The sequence below is a fragment of the Bordetella petrii genome (assembly GCF_020991325.1).
In the GTDB taxonomy this organism is placed as follows: Bacteria; Pseudomonadota; Gammaproteobacteria; order Burkholderiales; family Burkholderiaceae_B; genus Bordetella_A; species Bordetella_A petrii_E.
On record NZ_JAJMLX010000223.1, the window covers coordinates 1 to 7701 of the forward strand.

At 65.3% G+C, this 7701-nt stretch carries 3 protein-coding genes; 2 read left to right on the forward strand and 1 reads right to left on the reverse strand.

Annotated features, from left to right (window positions below; genetic code table 11):
* Positions 1 to 267 precede the first annotated feature (267 nt).
* A complete protein-coding gene (locus LPZ50_RS18755; RefSeq protein ID WP_230663565.1) occupies positions 268 to 729 on the reverse strand; it encodes an Lrp/AsnC family transcriptional regulator in 462 nt (153 codons plus the stop codon).
* 124 nt (positions 730 to 853) lie between these two features.
* Between LPZ50_RS18755 and LPZ50_RS18760 the strand changes: the two genes are divergently transcribed.
* Together LPZ50_RS18760 and LPZ50_RS18765 are read left to right on the forward strand one after the other, a co-directional pair.
* Positions 854 to 4354: an indolepyruvate ferredoxin oxidoreductase family protein gene (locus tag LPZ50_RS18760; RefSeq protein WP_230663567.1), complete on the forward strand. Its 3501-nt coding sequence runs from the start codon at positions 854 to 856 to the stop codon at positions 4352 to 4354.
* A 303-nt stretch (positions 4355 to 4657) separates the two neighbouring features.
* Positions 4658 to 7582: a ribonucleoside-diphosphate reductase subunit alpha gene (locus LPZ50_RS18765; protein ID WP_230663570.1), complete on the forward strand. Its 2925-nt coding sequence runs from the start codon at positions 4658 to 4660 to the stop codon at positions 7580 to 7582.
* The last annotated feature ends 119 nt before the right edge of the window (positions 7583 to 7701 follow it).

Genomic DNA, 7701 nt, shown 5'->3' on the forward strand with positions numbered 1-7701 from the left:
GGGCGCGGCGGGCGCCTGCGCCTGCTCGGCCTTGCGGGCCGCGCAGCCGGCCAGAATCAACGCGGCGCCAACGGCGCCGATACGGTACGACCACAACACACTATTCATGACACCCTCGAAGCAACGCGCGTCACCGGATCCGCTAACAGCTGGCCCTGGACGCGCGCATGTGCAGGTGGGACTTTAAGGACGCCAGCGCGCTGAAGCAATGACAGCGGCTTTCAGGTGGTGTGAAAGCGCAACAGTTGCGGGCACGGGATCCGGCCGTCAGGCCGCGTCCAGCGGCAGGCGCACCTCGTGCTTGATTTCGCGCAGCGCCACGATGGTGCGCGTTTGCCGAATGCCCGGCAGGTTGAACAAGAAGCGGTGCAGGAAGCGGTCGTAGGCCTCGGGGCTTTCCACCAGGATTTTCAGCAGGAAGTCGGAATCGCCGGTCACTGCGTAGCATTCCAGTATTTCGGGCGCGTCGCGCACCGACCGCTCGAAGTTTTCGACCGTGCTGGCGGAATGCCGTTCCAGGCTGATCTGCGCGAACATGCAGCCCTGCAGCCCGACCTTGGCGCGGTCGACCTGCGCGCTGTAGCCCAGGATGACACCCGCGCTTTCCAGCGCCTTGACCCGCCGCCACACCGGCGCGGCCGACAAACCCACCTGTTCAGACAGTTGCTGCGCAGAGGCGCGGCCGTCTTCCTGCAGGGCCCGCAAGATGCCGATATCGGTTTTATCCATTTTCACCCCAAAATTCCGCCAAGACGAAATGTTCATTTCAAATTATAGGGATTACACGATCCGATAACGCAATAAATCCACAGTGGAGCGAACCTATCATGACAAGAGAAAAGGAGCGCCCATCATGGACGGAACCCCGTCGGCCGACCCGGTCCTGGACCTGGACTACCAGTTGCAAGACAACCTGACCCGCACCCGCGGCCGGATATTCCTGACCGGCACGCAGGCGCTGGTGCGCGTGCTGCTGACGCAGCGTCGGCTGGATCGCGAACGGGGCCTGAACACCGCCGGTTTCGTATCCGGTTACCGCGGCTCGCCGCTGGGCGGCGTGGACATGGCCATGTGGAAGGCCAAGCAGGTGCTGGACGCCAGCCAGATTTCGTTCCTGCCGGGCATCAACGAAGACATGGCCGCCACGGCCGTCATGGGCACCCAGCAGGCAGGCGTGCGCGGCGACCGCAAGGTGGATGGCGTGTTTGCGCTCTGGTACGGCAAGGGCCCGGGCGTGGACCGCGCGGGCGACGCGCTCCATCACGGCAATGCGGCCGGCGCGTCGCGCCATGGCGGCGTGCTGGTGGTGGTGGGCGATGACCACACCGCCGTGTCCTCCTCGATTCCGCATGCCAGCGAAGCCTCGCTGATCGGGTGGCAAATGCCCGTGGTGCACCCTGCCTCGATAGAAGAATACGAAACCTTCGCGCTGTGGGGCTGGGCCCTGTCGCGCCACAGCGGCGCCTGGGTGGCGTTCAAGGCGGTGTCTGAAACCGTGGAAAGTGGAGAAGCCTATGCGCCCGCCACCATCCCGCACTACGACATGCCGGCAGACCCGCGGTTGCCGGCCGACGAACTGGAATACACGGCGCGCGACTTCCTGTCGCTGGCGGTAGAGGCGCGCATGCAAAAGCGCCTGCAGGCCGTGCGCGCGTTTGCCCGGCGCCATTCCATCGACCGCCTGGTCAGCCCCGCGCCGCGCGCCACCGTGGGCCTGGTGACGGTGGGCAAGGCTCACCTGGATACCCTGGAAGCCCTGGCCCGGCTGGGCATCGACCCGCAGGCCGACGACACACCGGTGCGCATTTACAAACCCGGCCTGACCTGGCCGCTGGACGCCGGACGGCTGCAGGACTTTGCCCGCGGCTTGTCGCACATTCTGGTGATCGAAGAAAAAGGCGCGGTGGTGGAAAGCCAGATCAAGGATCTGCTGTACAACCGCCCCGAACGCCCCAGCGTGGCCGGCAAGACCAGCCTGGATGGCGAACCGCTGATTCCGTCGGCCGGGCAATTGCGGCCGTCGCTGCTGGCCGCGCCCCTGGCGGCGTGGCTGGCCCGCACCACGGGCTTGCACGGCGCCATCGACCCGGCCGGCTTCGCCTGCCCCGCGCCGCTGTCGAACGATGCCGACGGCATGCGCCGCCGCCCCTATTTCTGTTCGGGCTGTCCGCACAATAGTTCGACCAAGGTGCCGGAGGGCAGCCAGGCACTGGCTGGCGTGGGCTGCCACTACATGGCCGCCTGGATGGACCGCGATACCGGCGGCCTGACCCAGATGGGCGGCGAAGGCGTCGACTGGATCGGCCTGGCCTCCTATATAGATACGCCGCATGTGTTCCAGAACATGGGCGAAGGCACTTATTACCATTCGGGGTACCTGGCGATCCGCCAGGCGGTGGCGGCGCGCGCCAATATCACCTACAAGATCCTGTTCAACGATGCGGTCGCCATGACGGGCGGACAGCCCGTGGACGGCCCCATTTCGGTGCCGCAGATCTGCCAGCAATTACGCGGCGAGAATGTGGCGCGCATCGTCGTCACCACGGATGAACCGGAAAAGTATCGTGGCGTCGAGCTGCCGTCCGGCGTCACGGTGCACCATCGGCGCGAATTGGATGCCCTGCAGCGCGAATTGCGCGATACCCGCGGCGTGACGGTACTGATCCACGACCAGACCTGCGCGGCCGAAAAGCGGCGCCGCCGCAAGAAGCAGCAGTTTCCGGACCCGGCGCGGCGCCTGTTGATCAACAGCGCGGTCTGCGAAGGTTGCGGCGATTGCGGCGTGCAGTCCAACTGCCTGTCCATCGTGCCGCTGGAAACACCGTATGGGCGCAAGCGCGCCATCGACCAGTCCAGCTGTAATAAAGACTATTCCTGCGCCGAAGGATTCTGCCCCAGCTTTGTCTCGGTCATGGGCGGCAAGCTGCGCAAGCAGGCCGCGGCCGGCGCGCCGGCCTGGCGCCAGCACCTGGGCACCCTGCCCCTGCCGCCAACAGACGCGCCCGACCAGCCCTACCGGATGCTGGTGGCGGGCATGGGCGGCACCGGCGTCATCACCATTGGCGCCATCGTATCGATGGCGGCGCACCTGCAAGGCCTGTCGGCCTCGGTACTGGATCTGACCGGCCTGGCGCAGAAAGGCGGCACAGTGGTCAGCCATATCCGCCTGGCGCCGGCGCACGCGCCGCAAGGGCCGGTGCGGCTGGACTGGCAGCAGGCCGACGCGGCCATTCTGTGCGACCCGGTGGCGGCGGTGGCGCCGGATTCGCTGGGCGCGCTGCGCCGCGGACACACCCGGGTGACCGTGAACACCTATGTGGCGCCGGTGTCCGAGTTCACGCGCAATCCCGATGCCGCGTTGCGGCCCGAGGCCTTGCTGGCCAAGATCCGCCACGCGGCGGGCGAAGGCGGCACGGCCGCGCTGGATGCGCATCAGGCCGCGCTGGCTCTGTTCGGCGACAGCATCCTGTCGAACATGTTCATGCTGGGCTATGCCTGGCAACGGGGCGGCGTGCCCTTGTCGCACGCCGCGCTGGCGCGCGCCATCGAACTGAACGGCGTGGCGGTGCAGGCCAACCGCGATGCCTTCGAAGCAGGACGCCTGGCCGCCCATGCGCCGCAGGCGCTGGAAAGCGCCCTGCGTCCCCCGGCCCAGGTGGTGAAGCTGCATGTGCCGGAATCGTTCGAGCACGCCGTGGAACGCCGCGAGCGCGACCTGGCGGCCTACCAGGACGCGGCCTACGCACGGCAATACCGGCAACTGGTCGAGCGGGTGGCGGCGCGCGAGCGCGAGGTGGCGCCGCCTGCGCGCACGCCGCGGCTGGCCATGGCGGTGGCGCGCAACCTGTTCAAGCTGATGGCCTACAAAGACGAATACGAGGTGGCCCGCCTGTACACCGATGGCGGATTCCAGCGGCAGTTGCAGGAACAGTTCGAGGGCGATTACACCCTGCGCTTCCACATGGCGCCGCCCCTGCTGGCCCGCAAAGACCCGCGCACCGGCATTCCGCGCAAAGTGGCGCTGGGGCCCGCCACGCTGCCGGTCATGCGTTGGCTGGCCCGCTTCAGGCGCCTGCGCGGAACCTGGCTGGACCCCTTTGGCCATAGCGCCGAACGCCGCATGGAACGCGGCCTGATCGACGAGTACCGCGCCACCGTCGAGACGCTGCTGCAGCACCTGTCGGCCGCCAACCTGGCGCAAGCGGTTAATATCGCGGCCCTGCCCGATCAGGTGCGCGGCTTCGGCCATGTGAAGATGGCCAATGTGGCGAACTATCGACAAGCCGTGCGGCAGGGGCTTGACCACTACGGTCCATCAGGCTTTCCGGGCGTTTTCCTGCGCAAAAGCGCATAAAGCCGCGCCCTGGGCACACGCATGACGCCATACGCGCCTCTTGGGCGCGTGTGTCGCTTTTTGTCACAATTAAATCGGAAACTGCTCGATAGTTCTTCTTGTTCCCTCCCCCCTCCATCACTAGAATTAGTGTCACACGAGGGGTGTTACACTATATGTAGTGGTCGTCAGACTCATCGGATTTACTCCGCCTGGCGCAGCCGGGCGTTCGCTCCGGTGCGGGGCGACCTACCCTTCCAGATACAAATTCAGCACCCGGCATGGGTTTGTCCCGTGCCTTACCTACTTTCCACAGGAGCTTCCATGCAGACTACGATCGCCTCTGTGACCCGGCCCTCCGCCGTGCCGCCCTCTCAAACAGACACCCCCGCCGACGCCAGCAATGGCCAGTGGGCCAGCTATAACGTCATCCGGCGCAATGGTTCGGTGGTGGGTTTCGAGCCCAGCAAGATCGCCATCGCCATGACCAAGGCCTTCCTGGCCGTCAACGGCGGCCAGGGTGCGGCCTCGGCGCGCGTGCGCGAACTGGTCGAGAGCCTGACCACGCAGGCGGTCACCGCCCTGGTACGTAACCGCCCGGCCGGCGGCACCTTCCATATTGAAGACATCCAGGACCAGGTCGAACTGGCCCTGATGCGCTCGGGCGAGCACGATGTGGCGCGCGCCTACGTGCTGTACCGCGAAAAGCGCTCGCAGGAGCGCGCCGCTGCGGCCGAGGTGCTGGAGAAGACCGCGCCGGCCGCCGCCGAGGAAAGCCACCTGAATGTGGTGGACAACGGCGTACGCCGCCCGCTGGACATGGCCGCGCTGCGCGCCACCATCGAAGCCGCCGGCGAGGGCCTGAATGAATTCATCGACACCGAATCCATCCTGAAGGAAACGGTGAAGAACCTGTACGACGGCATCCCCGTCGACGAAGTCTTCAAGTCCGCCATCCTGTCGGCCCGCGCGCTGGTCGAGAAAGACCCGGCCTACAGCCAGGTCACCGCGCGCCTGCTGCTGCACACGATCCGCAAGGAAGTACTGGGCGAAGAAGTCTCGCAGGCCGGCATGGCCACGCGCTACGCCGAATACTTCCCCACCTTCATTCAGCGCGGTATCGAAGGCGGCCTGCTCGACGCCAAGCTGGCCGAATACGACCTGGCACGCGTGGCCGCGGCACTGGATGCCCGCCGCGACCTGCAGTTCGGCTACCTGGGCCTGCAAACCCTGTACGACCGCTACTTCCTGCACATCCGCGGCACCCGCATCGAACTGCCGCAGGTGTTCTTCATGCGCGTGGCCATGGGCCTGGCGCTGCGCGAGGCCGACCGCGAAGCCCGCGCCATCGAGTTCTACGAAATCCTGTCGTCGTTCGACTTCATGAGCTCGACCCCCACGCTGTTCAACTCGGGCACCCTGCACTCGCAACTGTCGTCGTGCTACCTGACCACCGTGTCCGACGACCTGGAAGGCATCTACGACGCCATCAAGGAAAACGCGCTGCTGGCCAAGTACGCCGGCGGCCTGGGCAACGACTGGACCCCGGTGCGCGCGCTGCGCAGCCACATCAAGGGCACCAACGGCGAAAGCCAGGGCGTGGTGCCGTTCCTGAAAGTGGTGAACGACACCGCCGTGGCAGTGAACCAGGGCGGCAAGCGCAAGGGCGCGGTGTGCACGTACCTGGAAACGTGGCACCTGGACATCGAAGAATTCCTCGAGCTGCGCAAGAACACCGGCGACGAGCGCCGCCGCACCCACGACATGAACACGGCCAACTGGATTCCCGACCTGTTCATGAAGCGGGTCATGGAAAACGGCGAATGGACCCTGTTCTCGCCGTCGGACTGCCCCGACCTGCACGACACGTACGGCAAGGCCTTCGAACAGGCCTACCTGGGCTACGAAGCCAAGGTGGCCAGCGGCGAACTGAAGCTGTTCAAGAAAATGCCGGCGCTCTCGCTGTGGCGCAAGATGCTGTCGATGCTGTTCGAAACCGGCCACCCGTGGATCACGTTCAAGGATCCGTGCAACATCCGTTCGCCGCAGCAGCACGTGGGCGTGGTACACAGCTCGAACCTGTGCACCGAGATCACCCTGAATACCAACGATTCCGAAATCGCGGTGTGCAACCTGGGTTCGGTGAACCTGGTGGCGCACATGAAGCCGGCCGCCGCCGGCGGCTACGAGCTCGACCACGACAAGCTCAAGCGCACGGTCGGTATCGCCATGCGCATGCTGGATAACGTGATCGACATCAATTACTACGCCGTGCAAAAGGCGAAGGATTCGAACGAGCGCCACCGTCCGGTGGGCATGGGCATCATGGGCTTCCAGGACTGCCTGCAGATGATGCGCGTGTCGTATGCCTCGCAAGCGGCTGTCGAATTCGCCGATCGCTCGATGGAAGCCGTGTGCTATCACGCCTACTGGGCATCGAGCGAACTGGCACAGGAACGCGGGCGCTATCCGTCGTACGAAGGCTCGTTGTGGTCGCGCGGCATCTTGCCGCAAGACACGCTGGCCATGCTGCGCGAAGAGCGCGGCGGCCATGTCGAAGTCGATGAGTCGAGCACACTCGATTGGAATGCGTTGCGTACACGCATCAAAGAACATGGCATGCGCAACTCGAACTGCATCGCAATTGCCCCAACTGCGACAATTTCCAATATCATTGGTGTATCTGCGTGCATCGAACCCACTTTCCAGAACTTGTACGTCAAATCGAATCTCTCCGGCGAGTTCACGGTCGTTAACGATTATCTCGTGCGTGACCTGAAGAAACTCGGTCTCTGGGACGAAGTCATGGTCGCCGACCTCAAGTACTTCGACGGCAGCCTGTCCCGTATCGATCGCGTACCTTCCGAACTTCGCGAACTCTACGCCACCGCGTTCGAAGTCGAACCGAGTTGGCTGGTCGAGTGCGCGTCGCGCCGCCAGAAGTGGATCGACCAGGCGCAGTCGCTCAACATCTACATGGCGGGCGCCTCGGGCAAGAAGCTCGACGACACCTACAAGCTGGCTTGGCAGCGTGGCCTGAAAACCACCTACTACCTGCGCACGCTGGGCGCCACCAGCGCTGAAAAATCCACGGGCCGCGGCGGCGAACTGAACGCCGTCAGCGCCGGCCAGGCCGCCACGGCGGTCGCGGCGGCAGCCCCTGTTTTGCCGGAACCCGAAGTCCTCGGGGCGGTTTGCACCATGCGGCCGGGCGATCCCGGCTTCGAAGAGTGCGAAGCCTGCCAGTAAGTCAAACCGCCTCCGGAGAATTCATTCATGCTTAATTGGGAAGACGACAACCTCGCAGCCAAACCGGCACAATCGCCCGCCCCCGCGGCGGGCGGGCAGCCGGCCGCGGCTGCGGCCCA

Coding starts and splice junctions, on each gene's coding strand:
- LPZ50_RS18760 (WP_230663567.1), top strand. CDS start 854: ATGGACGGAACCCCGTCGGCCGACCCGGTCCTGGACCTGGACTACCAG.
- LPZ50_RS18765 (WP_230663570.1), top strand. CDS start 4,658: ATGCAGACTACGATCGCCTCTGTGACCCGGCCCTCCGCCGTGCCGCCC.
- LPZ50_RS18755 (WP_230663565.1), bottom strand. CDS start 729: ATGGATAAAACCGATATCGGCATCTTGCGGGCCCTGCAGGAAGACGGC.